Consider the following 25,363-nt stretch of genomic DNA (forward strand, 5'->3'; position numbering starts at 1 on the left):
ACCGCGCAATTCATACCAGAAGAGGTAATAAACCCAGCAAAACAGTAAATAGACTAGTAATAATGTCGCTCCTATAGTTTTTCTGCCGACACACATGGCACATGCGTCACAGAGAAACTTTCGGAGATTGAAGACATGAATGCAGGATTGAACGAGATGCTGGCGCAAGCCTTTGCGGAAGCCACCGAACTCTATCAACAGCGCGGCTTTCAGCGGCGCGTGGGGTTCGGCAAGAAGCCCGCGCTGGTCAACGTCGATCTCGCGAACGCATGGACCCGCCCGGGCAATCCATTCACGTGCGAAAACATCGATGAGCAGATCATTCCGGGCGTGCAGCGCCTGCTCGCTGCATGCCGTGCGAACGGTCATCCGGTGATCCACGTCACCACGTGCTATCAGGTCACCGACCGCAACAACCCGCATACCGACATGGGGCTGTGGCACAACAAGATCCCCGTCGACGTCGTCTCCCAGGCCGATGAAAACCTGTGGGCCATCGACTCGCGCATCGCGCCGATCGAGGGCGAACAAGTGCTCGTGAAGAAGCGCGCGAGCTCGTTCCACGGCACCTATCTCGCCGGCTTCCTGCGCGCCGCGGGCGTCGACACGATCCTCGTCACCGGCGTCACCGCATCGGCGTGCGTGCGCACGACGCTGTGCGATGGCCTCGCCGAAGGTTTCCGCACGATTGCGGTGCGCGAGTGCATCGGGGATCGCGTGCCGGGCGCGGTCGAATGGAATCTGTTCGACATCGACGCGAAGTTTGCGGATGTCGAATCGGTGGACCGCTGCGTGGACTATCTGCATTCGGTGAAGGGCTAAGCATGGCGCGGACGCGGACCGGTTCGCCGGCCGTGTCCGCGCGCAAGTGCTCGGTTTGACGCGACTCATTACTGGAGAACGGGCAATGAACGAAAGTGCTTTACCGGGCGCAATCCTCACGGACGATAGCGCGCCGCATTCCTCCGCGATGGTCAACGCCACGTATCGTCGCATCACATGGCGGCTGATTCCGTTTCTGTTCATCTGCTACGTGGCGGCTTATCTGGACCGCATCAACATCGGCTTTGCGCAGATCCAGATGCGCACCGACCTCGGCTTCAGCGACGCGGTGTACGGGCTCGGCGCGGGCATCTTCTTCGCCGGGTACTTTCTCTTTGAAGTGCCCAGCAATCTCATTCTTGAACGCATCGGCGCGCGCAAGACGCTGATCCGGATCATGCTGCTGTGGGGCCTGACATCGGCCGGCATGATGTTCGTGAAGTCGCCCACGGCGTTCTATGTGATGCGCTTCATGCTCGGCGTTTTCGAAGCGGGCTTCTTCCCGGGCATGATCTATTACCTGACGTTCTGGTATCCGGCGGAGCGTCGCGGACGCGTGATGGCGCTGTTCCTGACCGCCGTGGCGATGGCAGGCGTGCTCGGCGGTCCGGTATCGGGCTGGGCATTGAACAATCTCGACGGCCTGCACGGTCTGCAAGGCTGGCAGTGGCTGTTCCTGGTGGAAGGATTGCCGTCGTGCCTGCTCGGCATCGCCGCGTTCTTCTATCTCGATGACAAGCCGCGCGATGCACGCTGGCTCAGTGACACCGAAAAGGCGCTCGTGCAGCATCAACTCGATGGTGAACGCGACACCGCATCCATGTTCGAGCGGCACGGCTTCGGCGGCGCGCTGAAGAACGCGCGCATCTATGCGCTGGCCTTCGTGTGGTTCACGTTCATCTGCGGCGTCTATGCGATCAGCTTCTGGCTGCCTGCGCTGATTCGCGGCGCGGGCGTCACCGATGCATGGTCGATCGGCCTGTTCTCGGCGATTCCCTACGGCGTCGCGGCCGTCACGATGGTGCTGGTGAGCCGTCACTCGGACCGCACCCGCGAGCGCCGCTGGCACACGGCCGGCTGTGCGTTGATCGGCGCGGCGGCGTTGTCGGCCATCAGCGGCACGGGCACGGACCTGACGCTGGCGCTCGCCTGCATCAGCGTGGCGACCGCCTGCATCTTCACGTTGCAGCCGCTCTTCTGGGCCATTACCACCGACTTCCTCGCAGGCACGCGCGCGGCGGCGGGCACCATCGCGTTCATCAACAGCCTCGGACTGCTCGGCGGCTTTGCGAGCCCGAGCATGCTCGGCTTCGTCAAGAGCATGACGGGGAGTCTCAACAACGGCTTGTTCGTCGTATCGGCCTTGCTGGTGATCGGCACGCTGGTCACGTTGCGTTCGGTAGGCAGAACGGTAAGATAGTGCGCTCGTTCAGCGCACAGGGAGGCCCGCCGCAGCATGCGTATCGATGTCCATCACATCCGGGCCTTTCTCGCGGTCGCGGACGCGCTCCAGTTCAGCGTCGCCGCTCAGCGGCTGCACATGACCCAGCCGGCGCTGAGCCGCATCATCAAGGCGCTGGAGGAATCCGTGGGCGCGGCGCTGCTCGCGCGCACCACGCGGCGCGTCGAGCTCACCAACGCGGGCCGCGTCTTCGCCGAGCACTGCCAGCTCGCGCTCACGCATATCGATCAGGCCGTGACGCTCGCGCGCCGCGCGGAGGCGGGCAACCTCGGGCATCTGCGGATCGCGTACATGGACTTCGCGATCAACGGCACCTTGCCCGCGATCATCGAGGCGTTCGGCAAGAAGTTTCCATCGATCAGCATCGATCTCGTCCACATGCCGAGCACCTTGCAGAAGGAAGCGATGCTCGATTCGACCATCGACGTGGGCTTCATGATCGGGCCGTTCGCGGCGCCCGGCGTGGAGACTCGCGTGTTCGGCCGGGAGCCGATGGTCGCGCTGCTGCCGGCGGCGCATCCGCTGAACAGCAAGAAGACACTGCGTCTCGCCGATCTCGCGCACGAGCGGTTCGTGCTCGGCACGCCGCATTCGTGGGAAGCCTTTCGTCACCACTTCTTTTCCATTTGCCATCGCGCGGGATTCGCGCCCGCCATCGCGCAGGAGGCCTCGACGAGCGACGGCATCATCGGCCTGGTCGCGGCGAATACCGGCGTGAGCGTCTATCCCGAATGCATCCGCAATGTTCAGCGCAGCGGCCTGCTTGTGCGGCCGCTCGCGGACAAGGACACGGAGATCGACATGGTCGTGTGCTGGCGGGCCGACACGCGCAACCCGTCGGTGGAGACCTTCGTCGGCGAACTGCCGGCCGCCACGCCGCAGCGCGCGGCGCGCAACCGGGTACGCCGCTAGCGCGCCACCGCTGAACGCATGCCTTCTTGCCGCCGCACGATCCAGTTGAACAGCGGCGTGGCCATCAGCGTGCTGAGCACGGCCATCAACACGAGAATGGAGAACAGGCCCGGCAGGATCACGCCGGCTGCCAGCCCGATGTTGATGATGATGAGTTCCATCAGGCCGCGTGCGTTCATCAATGCGCCGATCGCCATGGCATCGCCGGAAGGCTCGCCGTTCAGACGCGCCGCCGCCCAGCACGCTATGCCCTTGCCGCCGAACGAGGCCAGCAGGATAGCTACCGCGGCAAGCATGATGGCGGGGTCTATCAGCATGTCGAGCCGCGTGTTGAGGCCTGAATAGGTGAAGAACATCGGCAGCAGGAACACGACGACGAAGGGTTCGAGCATGTCGCGCAGTTTCTCCGTCAACGGGCCGCGCGGCAGCGCGACACCGAGCAGGAAGCCGCCGAACACCGCGTGAATGCCGATGGCGTCCATGGCGAACGCACACAGCGAGAACAGAACGAGCACGATGGCGAGCACGCTGGAAGGCAAGGGCGCGTCCGGATTGAGGCCTTCCGCCAGGCGGCGCAGCAGCTTGTTGCCGGCGAAGATCATGAACAGCGCGAAGCAGACGCCGCCGCCAATGGCGGTATACGCGCCCATCCACGAGCCGCCGAAGCTCGCGAGCACAATGGCGAGAATGCACCAGGCGGCGGCGTCGTCGCATGCGCCGGCGGTCAGCGCCAGCGTGCCGAGCGACGTGCCGGCGAGGCCGCGTTCATGAATGATGCGCGCGAGCATCGGAAAAGCAGTGATGGCGATAGCGGCGCCCAGGAACAACGAAGCTTCGAACAGCCGCGCCTTGATGGCGAACAGTCCGGGGATGGTGAGCAGCCAGGGCGCGAGCGCGAATGCCAGCGCGAAGGGAACCACGATGCCGGCGAGCGATACGCTCAGCGCACTCCTGGCGCGTGCGCGGAAATGTTTCGCGCGAAACCCGGTGCCGACGAGAAACATATAGAGACCGACGCCCAACTGTGCCGCCACGTACAGCATGCCCATGGTGGCCTTCGGAAACAGCGCCTGCTGCCAGTGCGGCAACAGCAGCCCGAACAGCGAAGGCCCGAGCAGCACGCCCGCGATCATCTCGCCGACGACCTGCGGCTGTCCCACGCGCCCCGCGAGTCGTCCCACCAGCTGGCTTGCGGCGACGATCACGGCGGCCTGCGCGAAGAAGTACACGGATAGCTGGGAAATCGGCATTGACTTCAGGGGTGCGTGAATGAACGACCGCAGTCTGAAGGGGGGGCGGACCGTCTGTCAATGTTTCGCGGGATCGCCGGTCAGCGCGGGTTGTTTGCCACAAAGCGCTGGTATGCCGAGTAGCTGGCCTTCTGCGTCTTGCCGTCGTTCTTCAGAAGACCGTATGCGCCTTCGCCGCCGTCCGGATCGTCATAGAGCTGATAAGCCTGAATGGCTTGCAGGTTGTACTTCGACGCCACCGCGGCGAACTGCGCCATCATCGTGCCGCCGACCAGATACGCGGCGATCTGGTCATCGTTGCCGTATTCCGGGCGTACGCCGAATTCCGTCAGCCAGATGGGCTTGCCGAGTTGCTGAAGTGCGGCGAGCACATCATGGCAGCCCGTGCCGCCGCAGGCATGCGTGATGTCGCCCTGGTCCGAATACCAGTGCCATGCCGTGATGTCCCAGCTCAGCACGGGATGGCCGCCGGAGCCGTCGGGCTGCGTGCCGCTGGCGAGCATCTGGTCGAAGCCGTAATGCATCCACGCGCCGCCGCCCATGACGATCTTGCCGCTTGAATCCACCGAGCGAATCCCGTCGATCATCCCGCGAATCACGCCGCGCGCCTTCTGGAACTTCGTGTTGTCGAAGTGCTGCGGATAGACGCCGTCCACATTACCCGTGAGCGCATCCGCGCCCAGCTCGTTGCCGACCTCGTAGTACGCGTAACGATAGGCGCTTGCCGTCAGTTTGCCGAGCGTATAGCCGGCGTTGTAGGCGTCGCTTTCGCTGTTGTAGTCGATGCCGGACAGAAGAATCGGGAAGACGGTGACTCCGCCGGCGGCCATGGTCTTCGCAATGCCGGCCAGCTTGTTTGCGCTCGCCTGGTTATAGACCTCGTTGCGATAGAGCCTCGCGCCGAGACTCTGCAGTTGTGAGAGCTGCAAGGCGGGGCTGGAGATGTCGTAGGCGCCGCCTTCGTTGTTATGGCCGTTGACGCCGTAGAAGATGGGCTTGGCGGTCGATGCAGCGGGCGTGGACGGCGTGACGGGGTTCGAAGTTGCGGCCGCGGTGTTGCTCGGTGTGTTGCTCGATGTGCTGCCCGCGATGTCCGCAGAAGCCGTGGCGCTTGTGCTGACCGCGCTGGTCATGCTGGCCGATGAAGCGGGCGTAGCGCTGGAAGTGGCGGCGATGCTGGATGCGGTATCGCCGGCAGTGCTGCCACCGCCGCCACCGCCGCCGCAGGCCGCGAGTAGCAAGCTCATGGTCAGCGTGCTCGCGAGTGAAGCTGCTTTCATTGCGACGGCAAGGTGATTCGAACTTTTATTATTCATATTGATGGCGACGTACTGACGTTATCCGGTTCATCGCGACGAGTGCGCTGTTGCGCGGATGCGGCGTACAGGCGAGCGTTTCCAATGCACTCCGCGGTGCAGTCTTTTCCCGATGGGCCGAAAGGACGCGAGCATGGCGAAGCCCGGGGCACACTGCCCGCGCATGTTCACGACTTGAAGGAACGGCGAAACGAAGCCAGCAACGCTGGCTCAGAACTGATGATCTATCAGGGTTGAATTACCGAATTGCTCGGCGGGTAAAGCAATACTTTCCGGATTGCCTGCGACGGAGCCAAGATTACTTTCTCATCGTAAGAATGTAAACGCGGTTTCGGTAGGAAAGTAGTAACCGCTGAAACATTTTTAAGGCGTTATTACTCGATCCGGCTATTTATATGAGCAAAGCATTGGGGCCAAGCGCGAGGCTGCCTGTCGAGCACATCAGCGAGAAAGCGCGAGCGAACGGCATACCGTCCACGTAGAGGATGGATAACTGCGATTTTTAGACGTCTCTGGCACGATTTGCCTGACGCTGCTAGATTACCCCTGCTGCCGAATCGTAGATCTCGTGAGACTTCGATGACCGACAAGAACGCATCCCCACGCTCCGCAGTGCCTTCGCTGATTCTTATCGCGGCCGTCGTGGCCGTGCTGGTCGCGGCCTTCGCGTACACGGCGGGCTGGCTGTCGCCGAAGCGCCTGACGCCCGCGAAGATAGTCGGCAGCCTTGCGCCTCCCGGCGGCGCTGTGCCTGGCTTCAGGCGCAATCACGCGAAAGGCATCTGCTTCACCGGCGACTTCGAATCCAATGGCTCGGGCGCAACGCTCTCCAAAGCCAAGATGTTCGCGCCGGGCACCTACGCCGTCACAGGACGCTTCAATCTCGCGACGCCCGACCCGAAGGCCTCGGATGCCATGGCGCGCGTGCGTGGTCTCGGCTTGCGCATCGTCACGCCGGACGGCAGCGAATGGCGTTCTGCGATGATCGATGCGCCCGTCTTTCCAGTCGCCACGCCGCAAGCCTTCTACGCGCTGCAACTCGCACTCGCGAACAAGGACGATCCCCAATCGATGCAGAAGTTTTCCGCCGCGCATCCCGAGATCGCGGCGTTTGGCGCGTGGGCGGGCAGCGCGCCCTGGACGTCCTCCTATGCGGAGGAGCGCTTCAACAGTCTCAACAGCTTCGTGTTCTCGAATGCGGACGGACAGGATCAGGTCGTGCGCTGGTCCTTCGTTCCGGCGGCCAAGGTCGAGAACATCAGCGCGGCACAGCTCAAGGAGAAGGGCGCCAACTTCCTCGATGCCGAGATCACCCAACGCGTGCAGAGCGCGCCGCAACGCTGGGCCTTGGTCGTGACCGTCGCGAATCCCGGCGATCCCACGGCGGACCCGAGCAAGGCCTGGCCTGAAGACCGCCACACGGTGGAAGTGGGCACGCTCGTCGTGAAGCAGATCGAACCCGAGCCCGACGGCCCGTGCCGCGATCTCAACTTCGATCCCACCGTGCTGCCCGCGGGCATGCACGTGTCCGACGATCCTTTCCCGGCCGCGCGCTCGGCTGCGTACTCGGTCTCGTTCAACCGGCGCACCGCCGAAGACAAGGACTATCCGCACACGCCCGCCGAAGGAGCCCGGCAATGAACGCGATCAACGAGCGGTTCTCGCCGCTGCAACGCGCCTTGCACTGGGTCATGGCGATCTGCATCCTCGCGATGCTGTTCATCGGCGTCGGCATGGTGTCGACGGTGAAGCCCGAGTATCTGACGCTCGTTTCCATCCACAAGCCGCTCGGCGTCACGATACTGATCCTCGCGCTGATCCGCCTGGTCGTGCGCATCACGCGCGGCGCGCCGCCTTTGCCCGCCGACATGCCCATGCCGATGAAACTCGCGGCCAAGCTCTCGCACTACGTGTTCTATGCGCTGATGATCGCGTTGCCGCTGCTGGGTTATGGCATGTTGTCGGCGGCGGATTATCCGGTCGTCGTGGCGGGCACGCGCATTCCGTCGCTGCTGCCGCATAGCAATTCATTGCATACGCTGCTGTGGAACGCGCATCGCTTTCTGGCCCTGTGCTTCTTTGCGTTGATCGTCGTGCATCTGGCGGCCGCGCTGTTCCATGCGCTCGTGCGGCGCGACGGCGTCTTTCACGCGATGGCGCCATGGAAGTAAGCCGCGCGCATCACGGCTTCTGCTGCTTGACCACTTCGGCCAGCGCACGCACGCCGGGCTCGATCAGTTCCGCGCGAATCGCCGAGAAGCCCATGCGGAAGCAACGCTGACCATCGGCGAGATCGGCGAAGAAGACGTTGCCCGGTTCGATCAGCACGCCCAGCGCCAGCGCGTCTTTTGCGAGGCGCGTGGCATCGAGCCAGGGCGGACCTTCGACCCAGCACGACGCGCCGCCCGTTATCTTCGACGCGCGCAATTCGGGAAGATGCGTGGCGAGCGCGCGCATCAGCACCTCGGCGCGTTCCTTGTAGACCGGCGCGAGCTTGCGCAGCAGGGTGTCGTGATGACCCAGCGCGAGGAACGTGGCGAACGCGCGCTGAATATAAGCAGCGGGATGCCGGATCATCAGCCGGCGCAGTGCGCGCAATTCGCGGATCAGGGCGCGCGGCGCGACGATATAACCCAGACGCAACCCCGGCGCAAAAGTCTTCGACAGCGAGCCGATATACACCACGCGCTCCGCCGTATCGAGGCTCTTCAGTGCCGGATGCGGTGTGCCCGAGAAGGTGTTCTCGCTTTCGTAATCGTCTTCGATGATGATGAAATCATGCCGCACCGACAGATCCAGCAACGCGCGCCGCCTTTCGATCGGCATGGTCGCGGTGGTGGGGCACTGGTGGCTCGGCGTGACACACACGTAGTCGCATGACGCCATCAGCTCTTCGTCGTCGATGACGGCGCCATCGTCATCCACCGCAAGCGGCACGATCTGCGCGTTGCGATGCTGGAAGATGTTGCGCGCATCGGGATAACCGGGGTTCTCCATGCCCACCTTGGTCTGCGGTCCGCACATCAGGTCGGCGATCAGATACAACGCCTGCTGACAGCCGTTGGTCACGACGATCTCATCCGGCATCGCGAACACGCCACGTCTCGGCAGCACGCGTGTGCGGATCTGCTCGACGAGCGTTTCATCGTCGCGCTCGATGAGATCCGGCGCCCAGTTGCGTATCTCCAGCACCGAGAGGCCGTGCATGCAGCTCTCGCGCCAGTCGCTGGTGGGGAAGAGCTCGGTATCGAATTGCCCGTAAATGAAGGGATATTCGTAGCTCTGCCAGTTCGACGGCTTGACGATGTTGCGTTGATTGGAAGGCGCATGCCGGATGCGCGCGCTCCAGTCCGGATGACCGTGCTGGGTCTCCACGGCGGGCGTCGTCGCGCGCATGCCCGTAGCGGTGAAGCCGCGTTGCAGTTCTTCGGTTGCGGGATTGACGAAGTGGCCGCTGCGTTCACGCGAGACGAGATAACCTTCCTCGATCAGCTGCTGATAAGCGAGCACGACCGTATTGCGCGACACGTTCAGTTGATCCGCAAGCTCGCGGCTCGATGGCAGGGCGCTGTCGGGCGCAATGTGTCCGCTCAGGATCGCATTGACGATCATCTGGCGGATCTGGTTCTGCAGGCTCATTCCCGAGACCCGTGAACGCTCGAAGAGCTGCGCCCAAAGCGTGGCGGTCGGGCGGGTGGGCATTGCCTGTCTCCTGCAAAGTCATGGTGATGCAGCGATCTTACGTGCGCCTTGCACGCTTGGCCAGCGGGTGAAAAAAGCCGCCGCGCCGGAGGATCGGCGCGGCGGCTGCGAACCGTTCGAAGAAGCGCGCTCAGCTCACGGAGAAGGCGAGCGAACGGCGTTGCCGCAAACCGACCCATGCCGCCGACAGCGCGCTCACGATGCCCGCCGCGAGGCAGTAGCCGGCGATCATCCACGGGTCGCCGCCGTTGCGTTGCAGGAGCCACGTCGCGATGATCGGGCTGATGCCGCTCGCGAAGATGCCCGAGAACTGATAGACGAAGGAGATGCCCGAGTAGCGCACGTTGGCGTCGAACAGTTCAGAGAAGAGCGCGGCCTCGGGCCCGTAGATCGAGGCATAGACGACCCCGAGCGGGATCACCACGGCCAGCCACGCGATCATCGTATTGCCGCCGCTGTTCTTCATCAGCCAGAAGCCGAGGAAGGCGGACAACCCGGTGGCAAGCGAGCCCCAGAAGTAGATGCGCGCTCGGCCCACGCGATCCGAAAGCCGTCCGAAAAGCGGTATTGTGAAGATCATCACGAAGGCGGCGACCATCACGCCGAGCAGCGCATCCGTTCGCGCAAGATGCAGCGTGCCGGTGAGATACGAGATCGAGAACACACCGAACACGTTGAAGAACACACCGTCGATGAAACGTGCGCCCATGCCGGCAAGCGTGTTGCCCGGATACTTCGTGAGCACTTCGAGAATCGGCATGCGTGCTTCGCCACCGGTCTTCTGGATGCGTGCGAACTCCGGCGTCTCCATGACGTTCAAGCGGATATACATGCCGATCAGAACGAGCGCGAACGACAGGAAGAACGCAAGACGCCAGCCCCATGCGAGGAACTGCGCATCGGTGAGCGTGAGCGAGAGCAGCGCGACCACGCCGGACGAAATGCACAGGCCTAGCGCGAGACCGATCTGCGGAATGCTCGCGTAGAAGCCGCGCTTGTTTTCGGGCGCATATTCGAAGGCCATCAGCACCGCGCCGCCCCATTCGCCGCCGAGCCCGATGCCTTGCAGCACGCGCAGAAGCAGAAGCAGTGTAGGCGCCCAGATGCCGATCTGCGCATACGTGGGCACCATGCCGATCAGCACGGTCGCGACGCCCATGATCGTCAGCGTCATCACCAGCATGCTCTTTCTGCCGATGCGGTCGCCGAAGTGCCCGAAGATCACGCCGCCCAGCGGACGGCTCAGGAAGCCGACCGCAAAGGTGCCATAGGCGAGCATCGTCGAGATGAGCGGATCGCCGCTCGGGAAGTACAGCTTGTTGAAGACGATGCCGGCAACGACACCGTATAGAAAGAAGTCGTACCACTCGATCGTCGCGCCGATGAGACTGGCGACGACGACTTTCCTCATCTGCTTGCCATCGGTTCGGGGCAGTGCATTCATGGTTGTCTCCGTATGTCTGCGTGTGTTCGAGACTTGTGTTCAGTCTCTCTGTGCTGCATGGGCCATGGGCGTCTCGATGACGCCGCCGGGTGCTTCCTCCACGTGCGTGACGCGCTGATAACGCTGGTCTTCGAGAATCATGTCGGCTGCCTTCTCGGCGATCATGATGACGGGCGCATTCGTGTTGCCTGATACGAGCTCCGGCATGATCGACGCATCCACCACGCGCAGCCGGCCCATGCCGCGCACCTTCAGACGTTCGTCCACTACCGCCTGCGCGTCGCTGCCCATCTTGCAGGTGCCCGCCGGGTGATAGATGGACTGGCTGAACTTGCGCGCGACTTCGAGCAGGTCGGCATCGGTCTGATAGGCCGCGCCGGGGATGAATTCCGACACGATATGTTTGGCAAGCGCAGGCGCGGCGGCGATCCGGCGCGCCACCTTGATGCCGCCGATGACCACCGGATGATCGCGTTCGTCAGACAGGTAGTTGGCATGGATGGCCGGATATTGCAGCGGATCGTTCGAACGGATCTCGACGCTGCCTCGGCTAAAAGGCCGCAACTGACACACCGACGACGTGAACGCGGAGAACGGATGCGCGCCTTCGCCGGGTTTGTCGGCGGAAAGCGGCTGCATGTGGAACTGGATGTCGGGACGCGTGAGATCGGGCGACGTGCGCGTGAAGATCACGACCTGACTGGCTGCGAGCGTCAGCGGACCGGTGCGCGAGATCGCATATTGCAGACCGATGAGCGCTTTCTTCAGCGGGTTGTTGACTTCGTCGTTCAGGGTGCGCTCGCGGGTCTTGAAGACGAGCCGCACTTGCAGATGATCCTGCAGGTTCCGGCCCACGCCCGGCAGCGCATGACGTACCTGTACGCCGGCGCGGTCCAGGACATCGGCGGGACCGACGCCCGAGTTCTGCAGGATCTGCGGCGTACCGATGGCCCCGGCCGCGAGGATCACCTCGACGCGCGCGCGTACCGTCTTCACTGCGCCCTCATGCATATATTCGATGCCGACCGCCTCGCGGCCTTTGAAGAGCACCTTGCGGGTTTGCGCCCGCGTCTGGACGATCAGGTTCCGCCGGTCGCGCACGGGCTTGAGAAAGCCTTTCGCCGTGCTCCAGCGCAAGCCCTTGTAGGCCGTCTGCTGGAAGTAGCCGACGCCTTCCTGAGTGGCGCCGTTGTAGTCGTCGTTGAAGGGGATGCCTGTCTCTTGCGCCGCCGCGATGAAGTGATCGGCGATAGGACGGCGCAGGCGCAGGTCCGAGACCTTCAGCGGGCCGCCCACGCCGTGATATTCGTTCGCGCCGTGCTCCTGATCTTCCGATTTCCTGAAGTAGGGCAGGACGTCGCGATAGCTCCAGCCTGCGTTGCCGAGCTCCGCCCAGCGGTCATAGTCCTCGCGCTGGCCGCGCACATACAGCAGGCCGTTCAGCGAACTGCAGCCGCCCAGCACCTTGCCGCGCGGCCAGTCGATGCTGCGCCCGGCAACCGCCTGGTCCGGCTCGGTGCGGTAGCACCAGTCCAGTTCGGGGTTGTGCATCGTCTTGAAGTAGCCGACGGGAATATGAATCCACGGATTCGCATCGGGTCCGCCGGCTTCGAGCAACAGCACGGTGTTGGACGGATCGGCGCTCAGGCGATTGGCGAGGACGCAGCCTGCCGAGCCCGCTCCGACAATGACGTAATCGACTTCCTGCTGCATGAGACTTGTCTCCTGGAGTCTTCTTCTGGAACGAAGCGTTTCGTTTCCTGTACGTTCAATGTGGAAGAAGCTGCGGGCGATGCCAAGAGAAAAGCGCGCGAGAACGCGAAAGTGAAACGGAAAGTGCCAAATCCGATTCAAAAAAATGAGGCTCTTCGGGTTCTCGCGGAGCCGTTTTTTAATGCCTGGAATTCCGAAAAAAAACGCTGATGCGGCGCATCAGAAAGTAGCGGACAGCTCGCTTGCTGCTTCCCGCAGACGCGGCACGAAAGTGAGTGCGCGCGCCAGGCTCATGCGCGACACGGGTCCATGCACCGCGATCGCGGCGATGCTCTTGCCGCGCGAATCGAGCACCGGCACGGCCACGCAGGCGATGCCCGGCACGAACTCCTCGTTATCCACGGCAATGCCTTTATGGGCGATGCGATCCAGTTCGGCTTCGAGCAGATTGGGTTCGTCGAGGGTGTTGGGCGTGAAGCGTTCCAGCCGCATCGCGCGAATGAGCGCGGCGCGTTCTTCACGCGGCATCGTGGCGAGCAGCAGCTTGCCGCTCGCGCTGCAATGCGCGGGCACATGTGAGCCGGGCTTGAGTTCGAGCCGCAGCGCCCAGGTGGACTCGCAGCGGTCGAGATAGAGCACTTCCGTGTCGTGCAGCATGCTCAGGTTGCAGGTCTCGCCGAGATCGGCGACGAGACGTTGGAGGATCGCGTGACGCTGGCGGCGCGCGCCGCTGTGCATCATCACATCGACGCCCAGTTGTTCGAGCCGCGGCCCGACCACATACGCGTTCTTCTGGCCCGGCTCGCGCGCAACGAAGCCGCCCGCTTCCAGCGATTGCAACATGCGGTGCAGCGAAGCCTTGGGTTGGTCGAGCGCATTCGCCAGGTCCGCAAGCGACAGCGCGCCGCGTGCGGCGACGAGATGTTCGAGCACGCTGAAGGCGCGCAGCGTCGGCGTCTCGGCGCGCGCGTGGGGGTGGGTGTCGTTGAGCGCGGCGCTCTCCGCCGCTTCAGTCAGGCCGGGCGTGGCGGTGTCGACTCGGATATCCATGCGGCCTCACGTCGTCGCGTGCCGCGCGGCCTGCGCCTGCACGCAGGTGACCGCGATCACGTAATAGATGTCGTCGGCGCTGCAGCCGCGCGAGAGGTCGTTGGCGGGTTTCGCAAGCCCTTGCAGCAGCGGACCGATGGCCCTCGCGCCGCCAATCCGTTCAGCCAGCTTGTAGCCGATGTTGCCCGCTTCGAGGCTCGGGAAGATCAGCGTGTTCGCATGTCCCTCGACGCGCGAGTGGTGCACCTTGCGCATGGCGATCTCGGCGACGATCGCGGCATCGAGCTGCACGTCGCCGTCGATGGCGAGGCCGGGGCGCGCTTCCTGCACACGCCGGGTCGCCTCGATGACCTTGTCCACGGCCGCATGATGCGCGCTGCCGCTGGTGGAGAACGACAACATCGCGACGCGCGGGTCTTCCATCAGCAGGCTGCGCGCGCTGTCGGCGGCGGCCATGGCGATTTCGGCGAGCTGCCCGGCGTCCGGCTGCACGACGAGCGCGCAGTCCGAGAAGATCAGGCCGCCTTTCATCGTATGGAAGGGCTCGCACAGCATCATCAGGAAGAAGCTCGACACGAGCTTGAAGGAAGGCCGCACGCCGATGATCTGGATGGCATTGCGCACCACGTCGGCGGTCGTGTTGACCGCGCCCGCCACGGAGCCGTCCGCTTCGCCCAGCCGTACCATCAGGTTGGCGAAGCACAGCGGATCGAGCACGGCGGCGCGCGCCGCATCGGCCGTCATGCCTTTCTTTTCGCGCAAGGCGAACAACGTTTCAGCAAAGCGCTGCGTCAGTGGCGATTCGCGCGGATCGATCAACTCGATGCCGTCGAGATCGAGGTTCGCTTCATCGGCGACCTGATGCGCACGCGATCTCGCACCGACCAGCACGATGCGCGCGATGCCTTCCCGATGCGCGCGCTGCGCGGCCTGCAACACGCGCGGGTCCTCGGCTTCGGAGAGCACGATGCGCATCGGCAGGTCGCGAGCCTGATCGATGATGCGATGCATGGCTTTCATGGGGGCGCTCGGTGAGATGCAAAGGAAAAACGCCGCCCCGTGGGCGCGGAGCGGCGTGACGCGGGACTTAGACGTAGTCCTTGTACTTGTCGAGCATGCGCACCGGCTTGGAGAGCGCGTCGCGACGGAACGGGTCGCCGAGTTCACGCGTACACATGATCTCGATGATCGTCGTCTTGCCGTGATTCATCTGCAGATCGATAGCCTTCTTGAGCGCCGGGCCCACATCCTCCAGCTTGTCGACGACGATGCCTTCCGCGCCCATCGCCTTCGCGATCTCGGCGAAGCTCTGGTTGTCGAGCTCGCCCGCGACGAAGCGGCGGTTGTAGAAGTCCACCTGATTCTTCTTCTCCGCGCCCCACTGGCGGTTATGGAACACCACGGCCGTCACCGGAATGTTATGGCGCACGCAGGTCATGGTTTCCATCAGGCTCATGCCCCATGCGCCATCGCCTGCATACGACACGGCCGGACGATGCGGCGCCGCAACCTTCGCACCGATGATCGTGGGGAACGCATAACCGCAGTTGCCCCAGCTCATCGCCGCGAAGAAGCTGCGCGGCTGATTGAAGCGCAGATAGCTGTTGGCCACCGAGTTGATGTTGCCGATGTCGGTCGAGACCATCACGTCATCCGGCATCGCCTTCTCGAGTTCGCGCAGCACCTGGCGCGGATGCAGGAACTGGCCGCCGCTGAACGGCTTCTCGCCCTTCTGCTCCTCGATCATGTCGAGGCTGTAGGCGTCGCGTTCATGGGTCCACTCGTCGAGTTCCTTCTCCCAGGCGGCCTTTTCATCGGCGATGGTCTTCGCGCGGGCTTCCTTCGTCGCGTCCGAGGCGAGCTTGCGGTCCGCGAGGCGCTGCGTGAGCGCGATGGCGCTGGCCTTGGCATCGCCGCAGATGCCGACCGAAATCTTCTTCACGAGGCCGAGCATCTTGTGGTCCGCATCGATCTGGATGACCTTCGCTTCCTTCGGCCAGTAATCGAGACCGTGCTGCGGCAGCGTGCCGAACGGTCCCAGTCGCGAGCCCAGCGCGATCACGACATCGGCCTGGCTCAGCAGCTTCATCGCGGCCTTCGATCCTTGATAGCCGAGCGGGCCGCACCACAGCGGATGCTTCGCGGGGAACGAGTCGTTGTGCAGGTAGCTGTTCACCACCGGTGCGCCGAGGCGTTCCGCGAGCGCCTTGCATTCCTCGATGGCGTCGGACATCACCACGCCGCCGCCCGAGATGATGACCGGGAACTTGGCTTCGGCGAGCAGATCCGCCGCTTCGTTGAGGCTCTGGTCGCCGCCGGGACCGCGATCGAGGCGCTGCGGCTTCGGAATCTCGACCTTGACCTCGCCATAGAAGTAGTCACGCGGAATGTTGAGCTGGGTCGGTCCCATCTCGGACATCGCGCGATCGAAGCAGCGCGCGGTGTATTCGGCCATGCGTGCCGGATGCGTCACGTGGCCCTGGTACTTGGTGAATTCCTGGAACATCGGCAGTTGCTTGGCTTCCTGGAAGCCGCCGAGACCGATACCCATCGTTCCGGCTTCCGGCGTAACGATCACGACCGGGCTGTGCGCCCAGTAGGCCGCCGCGATGGCCGTCACGCAGTTGCTGATGCCCGGCCCGTTCTGGCCGATCACGACGCCGTGGCGGCCCGACACGCGGGAATAGCCATCGGCCATGTGACCGGCGCCTTGCTCGTGCACGACCGGAATCAGGCGGATGCCGGCCGGCGCGAAGATGTCCATCGCGTCCATGAAGGCCGATCCCATGATGCCGAACATTTCCGTCACGCCGTTGGCAGCGAGCGTTTCGACGAAGGCTTCCGAGGGGGTCATCGCCTGCGGACCGCTCGGGGCCGCGGTTGCTGCGGCGGTGGTCTTGGAAGGACGGGCTTGGTCGTGCTCGCTCATGAGATGTCTCCGAATGAAAAACGGAACGTTTGGTTCCGGAATGTGTATCGTGGAGACATCGTAGGACTGGTCGATCAGGACGTCAACCGGTTTTTCAAATAAATGGAATGAGTCGTCTCTAAAAAAATTTTAACGCGTTGCGACGAATAAATGCATCCGGCGCCGCGCGCGTTGTGCGGCGGGGATCTGCAGGGCGCGGAATCGGCTAGCGCGCAGCCTGGCGCTGCCGCGCCATGAGCGTCAGACCTTCGGACGTATCGATCAGCGTCGCCAGCTTCTTGGCCGTCACGCGGAGTTGCGGCACGGCTTTCAGCAGATCGTTGAGATTGGCGCGCGCGGTCGGCGCATGGGCGGCGAGGCACGCCAATACGCGACCCGTGGCAGCGTCCGTGATGGGCACCGCCACGGCCACCATGCCAAGCACGAATTCCTCGTTGTCGATACCGAGGCCCCGCGCGGCGAGCCGGTCGAGTTCGGCCTCGAGCAACGCCGGGTCCGTGAGCGTGCGATGCGTTCTTCGTGTCAGCGTGAGGCGGCTGAGTATCTGGCGGCGTTCGGCAAGCGTCATGTGCGACAGGAACAGCTTGCCGCTGGCCGTGCAATGCAGCGGCACGCGCATGCCGGCCTGCATGTGCAGACGCAGCGGCTCGGGCGTTTCGACGCGCTCGATATAGAGCACGGTATCCCCGTCCAGCGCGGTGAGGTTGCAACTCTCGCCGATCACGTCGACGAGCGAGCGCAGCAGCGAACGGCACCCGCGCGTGAACGAGTTGTTGGCGAGCGTCGCCAATGCGAGCTGGGCGGCGCGCGGACCGAGCGCGATGCCGCGGTCGGTGCCGCGCGAATCGGGCATGTGGGTCACGTAGCCCTGCGATTCCAGCGCCTCGACGAGGCGCAGCAGCGTGGCTTTGGGAATCCGCACGCGGGCGGCAAGCTGGGACAGCGTGTATGGCTGGCCAGCGGAGGCGAGTTGTTCGAGCACCGCAAGCGGACGAAGCGTCCGTGCTTCGTCGCCGGCGAGGTCGGCGGGATCGAGATGAGTGACGTCGCGCATGAACCGGAATCGGAACGAATGGTTTCGGATTACGGGTACTCTACGCGGGTTCCGGCGTCGCGCGCTACATTTTTCGGAACGTATGGTTGCGTTTTTATTTTGAACTTCGACGCTATCAGAACGTCTTCTTCAGGTCCTCGGCGGCTTCCTTCAGGCGCGGCAGCATCTCCAGCACACGCGAAAGCGGCGAGCGCGAGACCGGCGCATGGACCGCGATAGCCGCGATACACGAGCCATATGTGTCGACGATGGGCGCCGCCGCGCACACGATGCCCTGCACGAATTCCTCGTTGTCGATTGCGACGCCCTTCCTTGCGGTGCGATCGAGTTCCGCTTCGAGCATCTCGGTATCCGTGATGGTGTTGGCCGTGAAGCGCTCGAGTTTCATCGCACGCACCAGCGCGTTGCGCTCCTCGCGCGGCAGCATGGCGAGCAGCAGCTTGCCGCTGGCGCTGCACCACACCGGCACGTGCGATCCCGGCCTGAGGTCCAGCCGCAGCGGCCAGGGGGCCTCGACGCGGTCCAGATACAGCACCTCGTTCTCGTGCAGCATCGTGAGATTGCAGGTTTCGCCGAGATCGGCAACGAGCCGCGTGAGAATGGCGTGGCGCAGCCGCCGTGCGCCCGCGTGCGTCATCACGCTCAGACCCAGCTGCGCCAGACGCGGGCCCACGACATAGGCATTGCGGTCGCCCGGCTCGCGGATCACCAGACCGCCCGCCTCCAGCGAAGCCAGCATGCGATGCAGCGAAGGCTTGGGCATGCCCATGTCCTCGGCCATGTCCGTGAGCGACACGGGATTGCCCGCCTGCACGAGATATTCGAGCAGCGCGAAGGCGCGCAGCGTAGGCGTGTCGGGCTTGTCCATCGGCGTTTTCCGTTTGATTTCGTTCGACATTATTGTAAATGGGGCCTCAGTCCCGCCGCCATCGGCCGAATGTCTACAAATAAACGAAATGATTTGTTCCGAAAAACAATTACAGCTAAGATGGTCGCTCGAAAACGGCGGCAAGCACGGAGGCAGGCATCATGATGCGCGACACGTGGATGGAAGAACCGGATCAGCGCGTGCCGGTGCGCGCGCTGTTCGGCATCGATTCGGACCTGCGGGTGCCCGCGTTCAGCGGCCGTGATCCGCATGTTCCGGAAATCGATCATGCGTACCGGTTCAATCCCGAGGTCACGCTTGCGATTCTTGCGGGATTCGCGTTCAACCGGCGCGTGATGGTGCAAGGCCTGCACGGCACGGGCAAGTCCACGCATATCGAACAAGTCGCGGCGCGCCTCAACTGGCCGTGCATGCGCGTCAATCTCGACGGTCACGTAAGCCGGCTCGATCTGGTCGGCAAGGATGCAATCGTGGTCCGCGATGACGTGCAGGTCACCGAGTTTCAGGAAGGCATCGTGCCCTGGGCGTTGCAGCGGCCCGTGGCGCTGGTCTTCGACGAATACGACGCGGGCCGTCCCGACGTGATGTTCGTGATCCAGCGAATTCTGGAACGCGAGGGCAGCTTCACGCTGCTCGATCAGAATCGCGTGATCCAGCCGCATCCTTTTTTTCGTCTGTTCGCGACAACGAATACCGTGGGTCTCGGAAACCTGAACGGGATGTATCACGGCACCCAGATGCTCAACCATGCGCAGATCGACCGCTGGAACGTGGTCGCGACGCTCGACTATCTGTCGCGCGAGGAAGAAACGCGCATCGTGCTCGCGCGCGTGCCGCAACTCGAAAATGACCGTGGGCGCGCGCTCGTCGCATCGATGGTGAGCATGGCGGGGCTGACGCGGCGCGGCTTCCAGGCCGGCGACCTGTCCACGCTGATGTCGCCGCGCACCGTCATCAACTGGGCGGAGAACTGCGAGCTGTTTCACGACGTGAAGCTCGCGTTGCGTCTCACTTTCCTGAACAAATGCGACGAAGCGGAACGGCCGGTTGTCGCGGAATATTTTCAGCGCGCGTTCGGCGAGGAACTGGAAACGCCGTCGCAGTGGCACGACGAGCGCAGCAAATGAACGCCGTGCGAAACGACGCTCGCGAACTTGCGCGGCGCGACGCGCTGTGCGCGGCGACCGTGCGCGCGCTGACCGGCGACGGCATGCTGCACTATCGCGGCGGACGTCTGTTCAGGCATCTGCGGCCGGTGGCGCTGCACGCACCGCATCTGCGTGGCGAAGGCAGGGAAGCGGACGATCTCGATTCCACGCGCGGCGCGGCGGATGCATCGGCGCTGCGCATCGTGTATTCGGATGCGGCGTTGCACGACAGCCTCGCACCGGAAGAACCGGTCGCCCGCATGGTCTTCGACCTGCTCGAACAACTGCGCTGTGAAGCGCGCGTGCCGGACGGCATGGCGGGCGTGCGGCGCAACGTGCGGCATCGCTTCGAAACGTGGTCGCTGGCGTGCTACAAGGGCGGCTTGCTGGACAGCGATATCGGTCTGCTGATCTATACGGTCGCGCAAATTGCCGAGTCGCGTCTCTCAGGCCAAGCGGTGGTCGAACAGACCGAAGGGCTGATAGAGGCGACGCGTGCGGCGCTCGCGCCCCTGCTCGGCGTGGCATTGGCGGGATTGCGGCGTGACTGCGCCGATCAGCGCGCCTATGCGAACCATGCGCTTGCCATTGCGAACCGCATCGGCGAGATGGTGCGCGACGTGCGTCACGCCTTCGTCGAGAATCACGCTTCAACCGACGACACCGAGGAAGACGCCGCGCGCACGATGCTCGGCACCTGGTTCGACATCGACGACGAAGAGGGCGAGGCGGAACGGCTCGCGCTGGCCGCGAGCGGCGCCAGCAGCGCGCGCGATGCGTCGGGCGACGGCTATCGCATCTTCACGACGCGTTACGACAAGACCATCCATCCCGCCGCGCTGATCCGCGCCGCGTTGCTGCGCGAATACCGCGAGCGTCTCGACGACCTCATCGCCGCACGCCACATCAACGTTGCACGCCTCGCGCGCATGTTGCAGGCGGCCGTTGCCGTGCCGCATCGCGACGGCTGGTCGTTCGGCGAAGAGGAAGGGCGCATCGACGGAAGGCGTCTGGCGCAGGTGATCGCGTCACCGGCTGAGCGACGCGTGTTCAGGCGCGAACGCGACACGCCCACGGCGGATTGCGCGGTGAGCTTCCTGATCGACTGCTCGGGTTCGATGAAGGCGAGTATCGAACCGGTCGCGGTGATGATCGACGTGCTCGTGCGTGCGCTCGGCATGGCAGGCGTCACCACTGAAGTGCTGGGCTTCACCACGGGCGCATGGAACGGCGGGCGCGCGAAGCTGGACTGGCTGGCGCAAGGACGTCCACCCACGCCGGGACGGCTCAACGAAGCGTGCCACATGATCTTCAAGGAAGCCGATGCGGGATGGCGTGCCGCGCGCGGTGACATCGCCGCGCTGTTCAAGGCGGATCTGTTTCGCGAAGGCATCGACGGAGAAGCGGTGGACTGGGCGTGCGGGCGCTTGCTCGCGCGTAACGAGCCGCGGCGCATCCTGGTCGTCGTGTCGGATGGCAGCCCGATGGACAGCGCGACCGCGCAAGCGAACGACGCCCACTATCTCGACCAGCACCTGCGCGAAGTGGTCGAGCGTCATGAGGCGTTTCAGGGTGTGGAGGTGCTGGGGCTCGGTGTCGGACTCGATCTGAGCCCGTACTATCGGCACAGCTTCGGCGTGGATCTATCCGTGCCGCCCGACATGACACTCTTCGCGAAGCTCGCAGGCTGGCTCGGCGCGCGCCGCAGGAGCAGCAGCTAGCGCGCGCTGTATGTCATTGTCGTCGATCATGCCGATGAAGACGATCGCCGTATGCGGAACGTCGCGGCATGGCGTGGCATGCCAGCGCGCGCCGACGACATGAAGCTCGATGCACGAGCCGTCGTCGAGGCGGGCGAAGCCCTTGGCGCGCAATAGCTTGTTTGAGAAAGACAGGCACGCGGCCTTGAGCTTGCGCTTGTCGAAGCGCTCGTTCGAACGGAAGGTCACGTTCCGCAAGCCAGCCGGAAGTTGATGCAGCGGCACGATGGATCGCGAAAGTCCAAGCGGAGCCGACGCCGCCGTATCGCTGAAAAACAGCGTGCCCGGTACCTTGCCCTGATCGCCGTCGAACACGATGCGCGTGTGCGCTATCTCCTGCACCCGTGCTCGCGCTCGTCGCGCGTTATCATCGTCGAGCAGATCGGTCTTGGTCAGCACGATGGCCGTCGCCGTCTCGATCTGCCGCCGCGCCATCTCGCCCACATACGCATTGGCCAGCGTTTCATCGATACGCTGCGCATCCACGGCCACCACGATGCCTTGCAGACGAAACGCACGATCCAGCATGCCGACCTGCGCGATGCGCAACGGGTCCGACACGCCGCTCGCTTCGATCACGAGCAGATCAGGCCGCGTCTCGCGCGCGCTGATCTCGATCAAGGTCTCCATCAGCTTGCCGCCGATCGAACAGCATATGCAGCCGTTCTCCAGTCCGATGACGTCGTCGCTGCGCTCGCGGATCAAAGCGGCGTCGATATTGATCGCGCCGAAATCGTTGACCAGCACCGTGACGCGGCGGCCTTCGGTGTTGGTCAGCAGCGCGTTGATCATCGTGGTCTTGCCCGCGCCGAGATAGCCGCCGATGACGGCCAGCGGAATGGGCGGCTTCATGCCGGCGCCTCGAACACACGTCCGCCGAGAATCGTGCCCCACACACGCAACTGACCGAGACGTTCGGCAGGCACCTCGTGCGGATCTTCATCGAGCACCGCGAAGTCCGCGAACTTGCCCACCTCGATGCTGCCGATCGCATCATCCATGCCGATGGTATGCGCCGCGCTGAGCGTGATCGCGCGCAACGCGTCAGGCACGCTCAAGCATTCCGTCTCGCCCAGCACGCGGCCCGAGGCGGTCTTGCGCTGCACTGCGCACCACGCCGTGAAGAGCGGGTTGAGCTGCGTGATCGGGGCATCTGAATGCATGCCGAACGTGATGCCGAGCGATTGAGCCGTGGCGGCCGCGTTCATGCGGTTCGCACGATCGGCGCCCATGGTCTGCGCGTAATGCGCGTCGCCCCAGTAGTAGATATGGTTCGAGAAAAAATTCACGCACATGCCGAGACGCGCGGCGCGCGCGAGTTGCCGCGCATCGGCCATCTGGCAATGCTGCAGCGTATGCCGATGATCCGGGCGCGGATGCCGCGCGAGAATGGTCTCGATGGCATCGAGCACGAGCTCGGTGGCCTCGTCGCCGTTCGTGTGGATATGCAGTTGCAGGCCGGCGAGATGATAGGGCAGGAAGGTCTCGACAAACTGCTCGGGCGGAATCAGCCACAGGCCGTTGGCATGGCCGTTCACATAACCCGGCCAGCGCAGGCGCGCGGTATAGCCTTGTATCGAACCATCGACGATGAATTTCACCGGCCCGAAACGCAGCTTGTCCGCATTGAGCCTGATCGCTTCGAGCACACGGTCCGGGCCGCCTTCCGGATTACGCTGCGGACCGAACGCGGGCACCAGGCGGATCGGGAAGCGCGCGTCGCGCGTCACTTCGACGAGATTGCGCATGCCCGTGTCGGAGAGGTCGTTGAGCAGGTCGGTGGCGGTGGTCACGCCCGCGAGCTGCGCGACCTTGCCGAAGGCGCGGATCGCTTCAGGATTGTCGCTCGCGGAGATCGAGAGCTTCGGCCCGATCACGCGATACACCGGGAACATGGCCGCGAACTCCTGCAGTTCGCCGGTCGGTCGGCCTTCGCCGTCCTTCACGATGCCGTCGACATCGGTGTCTTCGTCGATGCCCGCGAGTGCGAGCATCGGCGAATTCACGTTCATCAGATGCACGCTTGCATGCAGGACAGCGACGGGCCGCGTGGCCGATACCCTGTCGAGCTGCGTCACGGTCAGCCGCTTGCTGCCGAAGAAGATCGGATCGAAGCCCCAGGCGAGCAGCGGCGCGTCCGTGCTGTCCAGCGCGCGCTCCGCTTCCTGCAAGCGCGCGATCACCGCATCGAGCGATTGCAGGCCCGGCCAGCGCGTGCCGTCGGGACCGCGCCGCTCGTAGTAGCCGACATAGACAGCGCTCCACATCGCGCCTTCCATCAGGTGCGAATGGCCTTCGACGAGACCTGGCATGAGCACCTTGTCGGCGAAGGTCGTGTCGGGTTCGGCGTCGGTCCACTGGCGGATCTCGTCCAGCGTGCCGACCGAGAGAATCCTGCCCTCGCGGATCGCAACGTGCGTCGCGACCGGCTGGCGCGGATTCATGGTCAGGATCTTGCGGGCGGCGAACACCTTCACCGCCTGGCTATCGATTGAGTTTTGGGTCATGAGTCGTTCGAGTGGATCAGATCGGCGTGGACGTGCTTGCGGCCTGCGCTCGGATTCGCGAGGAACACGACCAGCACGTTGACGGCCAGGCAGATGAGGCCGAGATTCAGGCCCGCGATATCGACATGCAGCACATACAGGACGACCGCGAGCACCTGTCCCACGAGCATGCCTGACGCAATCGCGCGCGCGCCGACCCGCAGGCCGAAGATGATCGCGATCACGCCGGGAAAGAACTGCGTGACGCCGTAGTAGGTCATGTTGATCAGCGTGAGCATCAGGTTCGGCGTTGCGAGCGTCATGCCGATGGACAGCAGCAGATACAAACCGATCACCACCTTGGCGCTCGCCTTCTGGCGCGTCTCGGGCATGTTGGGCAGCAGATTGCGCGTGACCACCGGGCCGATGGCGAGACAGATGCCCGCGAGCACGAGCAGGCCCGACAGAGAAGCGCCCGCCGCAACCAGTCCGACGAGCCACGACGGCAGCAGATGCACGACCGCGGTGAAGAACGCTTCGTTCGGCGAGCCGAGCGGCACGTTCTGCGCAATCGCGTAGTACGACGCCACCACGAGAAACGGGTACATCAGCATGTACAGGGGCATGACCACTTGCGAGCGGCGAATGGTGTTGCTGCTCTTCGCGGTGAAGAAGTTCTGAATCGCGAAGGGCATGACATAGAAGCCGAGCGACTGGAACAGCATGGTGCTCATGGAGAAGGTCAGCTGATGCGCGTTCATCGCATTCGACACATGCTGGCTGGCGGCCCTGAACACGGGTTCGACGCCGGCTTCCCATGCCACGGCCAGACCCGTGATGACGATGGCGGCCACCATCAGCAGGTCTTTGAGAATCGCAATGTACGCCGACGCCCGCACGCCCGCGATGGCGATGTACGTGAACGCGAGCAGCGCCGAGATCATGATGAGAAAGACCGGGTTCAGGTTCCATCCCAGCCCTTTCAATGCCGCGACGAGACCCGTGAATTGCAGCTGTCCCCAGGGCAGCAGGAACACGAGCGATGAAACGGCGACGATCAGTTCGAGCGCACGGCTGCTGAAGTGGCCCTTGAAGAGATCGGGCAGCGTGATGGCGTTGTGGCGCTGGCCCGCTTCCCAGATCTTCGGGCCGATGAAATAGCCGATCGGGTAGGCAAGCAGGATGTAGCCCAGAAACCAGACGCCATAAGTCGGTCCCTTGGCGTAGATGCCGCCGGGAAAGCCCACCATCGTGCCGATGCTGTAGATCTCGCCCGCAGCGAGAAAGAACACCAGCCACGCGCCGAACTGCCGTGACGCGACGAAGAAGTCATGCACGCTTTGCCCGCCGCGTCCCTTGCCTGCACGCAAGGCGAGCCAGATGGAGAGCGCGATGAAGCCGAGAAATACGGTGGAAGCCATGTCGG

Annotated in this window: 20 protein-coding genes; 7 read left to right on the plus strand and 13 right to left on the minus strand. The window is 63.9% G+C overall.

The features are described 5' to 3' along the window. Positions 1–135: 135 nt before the first annotated feature. The 3 genes from QCE64_RS13570 to QCE64_RS13580 all read left to right on the plus strand — a co-directional run bounded on the left by QCE64_RS13570 (position 136) and on the right by QCE64_RS13580 (position 3,196). The gene (locus tag QCE64_RS13570; RefSeq protein WP_309903726.1) at positions 136–822 is read left to right on the plus strand and encodes an isochorismatase family protein; all 687 of its coding nucleotides are present in this window, start codon (positions 136–138) and stop codon (positions 820–822) included. A gap of 85 nt (positions 823–907) precedes the next feature. Beyond that, positions 908–2,242 (plus strand): MFS transporter, encoded by a 1,335-nt coding sequence (locus QCE64_RS13575; RefSeq protein WP_310004273.1) that lies wholly within the window; start codon positions 908–910, stop codon positions 2,240–2,242. Between the two features lie 36 nt (positions 2,243–2,278). Then, positions 2,279–3,196: a LysR family transcriptional regulator gene (locus tag QCE64_RS13580; protein ID WP_309920086.1), complete on the plus strand. Its 918-nt coding sequence runs from the start codon at positions 2,279–2,281 to the stop codon at positions 3,194–3,196. Here the strand turns inward: QCE64_RS13580 and QCE64_RS13585 are convergent. Both QCE64_RS13585 and QCE64_RS13590 read right to left on the minus strand, forming a co-directional pair. Further along, positions 3,193–4,446, minus strand: a complete 1,254-nt coding sequence (locus QCE64_RS13585) for a cation:proton antiporter (protein ID WP_310004275.1) — start codon at positions 4,444–4,446, stop codon at positions 3,193–3,195. The genes QCE64_RS13580 and QCE64_RS13585 overlap by 4 nt on opposite strands. An 80-nt stretch (positions 4,447–4,526) precedes the next feature. Next, entirely contained in the window at positions 4,527–5,693 is a 1,167-nt protein-coding gene (locus QCE64_RS13590; RefSeq protein WP_310004277.1) for a lipopolysaccharide biosynthesis protein, read from the minus strand. Between the two features lie 648 nt (positions 5,694–6,341). On the opposite strand from QCE64_RS13590, the gene QCE64_RS13595 reads away from it, so the two are divergent. Together QCE64_RS13595 and QCE64_RS13600 are read left to right on the plus strand one after the other, a co-directional pair. Further along, positions 6,342–7,403 (plus strand): catalase family peroxidase, encoded by a 1,062-nt coding sequence (locus tag QCE64_RS13595; RefSeq protein WP_310004279.1) that lies wholly within the window; start codon positions 6,342–6,344, stop codon positions 7,401–7,403. Then, a complete protein-coding gene (locus QCE64_RS13600) occupies positions 7,400–7,933 on the plus strand; it encodes a cytochrome b (protein ID WP_310004281.1) in 534 nt (177 codons plus the stop codon). The genes QCE64_RS13595 and QCE64_RS13600 overlap by 4 nt, the downstream gene beginning before the upstream one ends. A 10-nt stretch (positions 7,934–7,943) precedes the next feature. On the opposite strand, the gene QCE64_RS13605 is transcribed toward QCE64_RS13600, so the two are convergent. From QCE64_RS13605 to QCE64_RS13640, 8 genes are all read right to left on the minus strand, one after another. After that, entirely contained in the window at positions 7,944–9,464 is a 1,521-nt protein-coding gene (locus QCE64_RS13605) for a PLP-dependent aminotransferase family protein (protein ID WP_309920097.1), read from the minus strand. A 130-nt stretch (positions 9,465–9,594) separates the two neighbouring features. Continuing rightward, complete coding sequence (locus QCE64_RS13610) at positions 9,595–10,908, minus strand: MFS transporter (RefSeq protein WP_310004283.1); 1,314 nt, start codon at positions 10,906–10,908, stop codon at positions 9,595–9,597. Between the two features lie 39 nt (positions 10,909–10,947). Continuing rightward, positions 10,948–12,621, minus strand: coding sequence for a choline dehydrogenase (locus tag QCE64_RS13615; protein ID WP_310004285.1), 1,674 nt, complete (start codon positions 12,619–12,621; stop codon positions 10,948–10,950). Positions 12,622–12,840: 219 nt separating this feature from the next. After that, the gene (locus tag QCE64_RS13620) at positions 12,841–13,671 is read right to left on the minus strand and encodes an IclR family transcriptional regulator (protein WP_309920107.1); all 831 of its coding nucleotides are present in this window, start codon (positions 13,669–13,671) and stop codon (positions 12,841–12,843) included. A 6-nt stretch (positions 13,672–13,677) separates the two neighbouring features. Then, on the minus strand, positions 13,678–14,691 hold the full coding sequence (gene pta, locus QCE64_RS13625; protein WP_309920109.1) for a phosphate acetyltransferase: 1,014 nt from the start codon (positions 14,689–14,691) through the stop codon (positions 13,678–13,680). 67 nt (positions 14,692–14,758) lie between these two features. Next, positions 14,759–16,600 carry a sulfoacetaldehyde acetyltransferase gene (gene xsc / locus QCE64_RS13630; protein ID WP_309920112.1) on the minus strand — a complete coding sequence of 614 codons (1,842 nt, stop codon included), beginning with the start codon at positions 16,598–16,600 and terminating at the stop codon, positions 14,759–14,761. Between the two features lie 205 nt (positions 16,601–16,805). Continuing rightward, positions 16,806–17,654 (minus strand): IclR family transcriptional regulator, encoded by an 849-nt coding sequence (locus tag QCE64_RS13635; protein WP_310004287.1) that lies wholly within the window; start codon positions 17,652–17,654, stop codon positions 16,806–16,808. A gap of 115 nt (positions 17,655–17,769) precedes the next feature. Continuing rightward, positions 17,770–18,522: an IclR family transcriptional regulator gene (locus QCE64_RS13640; RefSeq protein WP_309811938.1), complete on the minus strand. Its 753-nt coding sequence runs from the start codon at positions 18,520–18,522 to the stop codon at positions 17,770–17,772. Positions 18,523–18,683: 161 nt separating this feature from the next. Between QCE64_RS13640 and QCE64_RS13645 the strand changes: the two genes are divergently transcribed. After that, a complete protein-coding gene (locus tag QCE64_RS13645; protein WP_310004290.1) occupies positions 18,684–19,670 on the plus strand; it encodes an AAA family ATPase in 987 nt (328 codons plus the stop codon). After that, a complete protein-coding gene (locus QCE64_RS13650; protein WP_310004292.1) occupies positions 19,667–21,412 on the plus strand; it encodes a cobaltochelatase CobT-related protein in 1,746 nt (581 codons plus the stop codon). The genes QCE64_RS13645 and QCE64_RS13650 overlap by 4 nt, the downstream gene beginning before the upstream one ends. On the opposite strand, the gene QCE64_RS13655 is transcribed toward QCE64_RS13650, so the two are convergent. Genes QCE64_RS13655 through QCE64_RS13665 form a run of 3 tightly spaced genes read right to left on the minus strand, consistent with a single transcriptional unit; the run spans position 21,335 to position 25,358 of the window. Beyond that, complete coding sequence (locus QCE64_RS13655; RefSeq protein ID WP_310004294.1) at positions 21,335–22,303, minus strand: GTP-binding protein; 969 nt, start codon at positions 22,301–22,303, stop codon at positions 21,335–21,337. The genes QCE64_RS13650 and QCE64_RS13655 overlap by 78 nt on opposite strands. Beyond that, a complete protein-coding gene (locus QCE64_RS13660) occupies positions 22,300–23,958 on the minus strand; it encodes an amidohydrolase (protein WP_310004296.1) in 1,659 nt (552 codons plus the stop codon). Before QCE64_RS13660 ends, QCE64_RS13655 begins: the two co-directional genes overlap by 4 nt. Next, the gene (locus QCE64_RS13665; protein WP_309920127.1) at positions 23,955–25,358 is read right to left on the minus strand and encodes a sodium:solute symporter family protein; all 1,404 of its coding nucleotides are present in this window, start codon (positions 25,356–25,358) and stop codon (positions 23,955–23,957) included. The genes QCE64_RS13660 and QCE64_RS13665 overlap by 4 nt, the downstream gene beginning before the upstream one ends. Between the last annotated feature and the right edge of the window lie 5 nt (positions 25,359–25,363).

The organism is Caballeronia sp. LZ043 (assembly GCF_031451075.1).
GTDB lineage: Bacteria > Pseudomonadota > Gammaproteobacteria > Burkholderiales > Burkholderiaceae > Caballeronia.

Bases quoted from the DNA above. Each gene is read 5' to 3' on its own strand.
- QCE64_RS13570 (WP_309903726.1), top strand. From the start codon at position 136: ATGAATGCAGGATTGAACGAGATGCTGGCGCAAGCCTTTGCGGAAGCC.
- QCE64_RS13575 (WP_310004273.1), top strand. From the start codon at position 908: ATGAACGAAAGTGCTTTACCGGGCGCAATCCTCACGGACGATAGCGCG.
- QCE64_RS13580 (WP_309920086.1), top strand. From the start codon at position 2,279: ATGCGTATCGATGTCCATCACATCCGGGCCTTTCTCGCGGTCGCGGAC.
- QCE64_RS13585 (WP_310004275.1), bottom strand. From the start codon at position 4,446: ATGCCGATTTCCCAGCTATCCGTGTACTTCTTCGCGCAGGCCGCCGTG.
- QCE64_RS13590 (WP_310004277.1), bottom strand. From the start codon at position 5,693: ATGAGCTTGCTACTCGCGGCCTGCGGCGGCGGTGGCGGCGGTGGCAGC.
- QCE64_RS13595 (WP_310004279.1), top strand. From the start codon at position 6,342: ATGACCGACAAGAACGCATCCCCACGCTCCGCAGTGCCTTCGCTGATT.
- QCE64_RS13600 (WP_310004281.1), top strand. From the start codon at position 7,400: ATGAACGCGATCAACGAGCGGTTCTCGCCGCTGCAACGCGCCTTGCAC.
- QCE64_RS13605 (WP_309920097.1), bottom strand. From the start codon at position 9,464: ATGCCCACCCGCCCGACCGCCACGCTTTGGGCGCAGCTCTTCGAGCGT.
- QCE64_RS13610 (WP_310004283.1), bottom strand. From the start codon at position 10,908: ATGAATGCACTGCCCCGAACCGATGGCAAGCAGATGAGGAAAGTCGTC.
- QCE64_RS13615 (WP_310004285.1), bottom strand. From the start codon at position 12,621: ATGCAGCAGGAAGTCGATTACGTCATTGTCGGAGCGGGCTCGGCAGGC.
- QCE64_RS13620 (WP_309920107.1), bottom strand. From the start codon at position 13,671: ATGGATATCCGAGTCGACACCGCCACGCCCGGCCTGACTGAAGCGGCG.
- pta (WP_309920109.1), bottom strand. From the start codon at position 14,691: ATGAAAGCCATGCATCGCATCATCGATCAGGCTCGCGACCTGCCGATG.
- xsc (WP_309920112.1), bottom strand. From the start codon at position 16,600: ATGAGCGAGCACGACCAAGCCCGTCCTTCCAAGACCACCGCCGCAGCA.
- QCE64_RS13635 (WP_310004287.1), bottom strand. From the start codon at position 17,654: ATGCGCGACGTCACTCATCTCGATCCCGCCGACCTCGCCGGCGACGAA.
- QCE64_RS13640 (WP_309811938.1), bottom strand. From the start codon at position 18,522: ATGGACAAGCCCGACACGCCTACGCTGCGCGCCTTCGCGCTGCTCGAA.
- QCE64_RS13645 (WP_310004290.1), top strand. From the start codon at position 18,684: ATGATGCGCGACACGTGGATGGAAGAACCGGATCAGCGCGTGCCGGTG.
- QCE64_RS13650 (WP_310004292.1), top strand. From the start codon at position 19,667: ATGAACGCCGTGCGAAACGACGCTCGCGAACTTGCGCGGCGCGACGCG.
- QCE64_RS13655 (WP_310004294.1), bottom strand. From the start codon at position 22,303: ATGAAGCCGCCCATTCCGCTGGCCGTCATCGGCGGCTATCTCGGCGCG.
- QCE64_RS13660 (WP_310004296.1), bottom strand. From the start codon at position 23,958: ATGACCCAAAACTCAATCGATAGCCAGGCGGTGAAGGTGTTCGCCGCC.
- QCE64_RS13665 (WP_309920127.1), bottom strand. From the start codon at position 25,358: ATGGCTTCCACCGTATTTCTCGGCTTCATCGCGCTCTCCATCTGGCTC.